General features: G+C 55.8%; 2 protein-coding genes. Both read right to left on the reverse strand.

The window, feature by feature from the left end; all coding sequences use genetic code 11:
* The coding region (locus tag ACTG3X_RS02610; RefSeq protein ID WP_439109673.1) for a DNA-directed RNA polymerase subunit alpha at positions 1 to 912 on the reverse strand (912 nt) is incomplete at its 3' end.
* A gap of 111 nt (positions 913 to 1,023) precedes the next feature.
* On the reverse strand, positions 1,024 to 1,397 hold a 374-nt coding region (rpsK, locus tag ACTG3X_RS02615), incomplete at its 5' end, for a 30S ribosomal protein S11 (protein WP_439109674.1).

The following is a 1,397-nucleotide window of genomic DNA, read 5'->3' on the forward strand; positions in this document are numbered from 1 at the left end:
GATCTCGTTCAGCGACTTGCGGCCAAAGTTTGGCGTGCGCAGCATTTCGGCTTCGGTTTTCTGGATCAGATCGCCGATGTAAACGATGTTGTCGTTCTTCAGGCAGTTTGCCGAACGAACAGACAGCTCCAGCTCGTCCACTTTCTTCAAGAGAAGCGGGTTGAACTCGAGGCCATCGTCTTCTTCCTGACGGCCAGCGGCCTCAGGCTCATCAAAGTTCACGAAGATTGAAAGCTGGTCTTGCAGAATGCGCGCGGCGTAAGCCATTGCGTCATCCGGCGTCACCGAACCGTCAGTTTCGATCTTCATTGTGAGTTTGTCATAGTCCAGAACCTGACCTTCACGTGTGGGCTGTACATCGTAGCTCACGCGCTTGACAGGTGAGAAGATCGCATCGATCGGCATAAGGCCGATGGGCGCGTCTTCCGGCTTGTTTTTGTCAGCCGCAACGTAGCCTTTGCCAGTGTTGACAGTCAGCTCCATGTACAGGTCTGCGCCATCATCAAGGTGGCAGATAACATGGTCACGGTTGAGGATCTCGATGCCTGCGCTGTCGGAGATGTCACCAGCGGTAACAACACCTGGGCCTTTGGCATTGACGGACAGGCGCTTGGGGCCTTCCACGTCCATACGAACAGCCACGCCTTTGAGGTTCAAGACGATGTCGGTGACGTCTTCACGTACACCAGCAACACTTGAGAACTCGTGCAGAACATTGTCGATCTGAACAGATGTGATGGCCGCGCCTTGCAGCGAGCTCATCAGAATACGGCGCAGCGCGTTGCCAAGCGTAAGGCCGAAGCCACGCTCCAGCGGCTCTGCCGTCAGTGTGGCCTGACGTGACGGGTCATTGCCCGGTTTCACTTCAAGCTGTGTCGGCTTGATCAGCTCTTGCCAGTTTTTGTGGATCATGCGTCCCTCCATTCCTGCGTGTTGTCCCATGTCCTTAAGACACACGCGCCCGAGGCTAAAATGACGTGATGAGGCCGCGCAGGATGCGCAGCCTCATTGGTAGACTTAAGCTTATACGCGGCGGCGCTTTGGTGGGCGGCAGCCGTTGTGAGCCATTGGCGTAACATCACGGATAGATGTGATGTTGAAGCCAGCTGCCGCGAGAGCGCGAAGCGCTGATTCACGGCCAGAGCCTGGGCCCTGCACTTCAACTTCCAGCGTCTTTACGCCGTGCTCTTGCGCCTTACGGCCAGCATCTTCAGCCGCCATCTGCGCCGCATAGGGCGTAGACTTACGTGAGCCTTTGAAGCCCATCGTGCCTGAAGAAGACCATGCAATCGCATTGCCCTGAACATCAGAGATCAGGATCTTCGTGTTGTTGAATGAAGAATTCACATGCGCCACGCCTGTGGCGATGTTCTTGGAGACTTTACGCTTGGTGCGTG

This window comes from Lentibacter sp. (genome assembly GCF_965658795.1).
Lineage (GTDB): Bacteria > Pseudomonadota > Alphaproteobacteria > Rhodobacterales > Rhodobacteraceae > Lentibacter.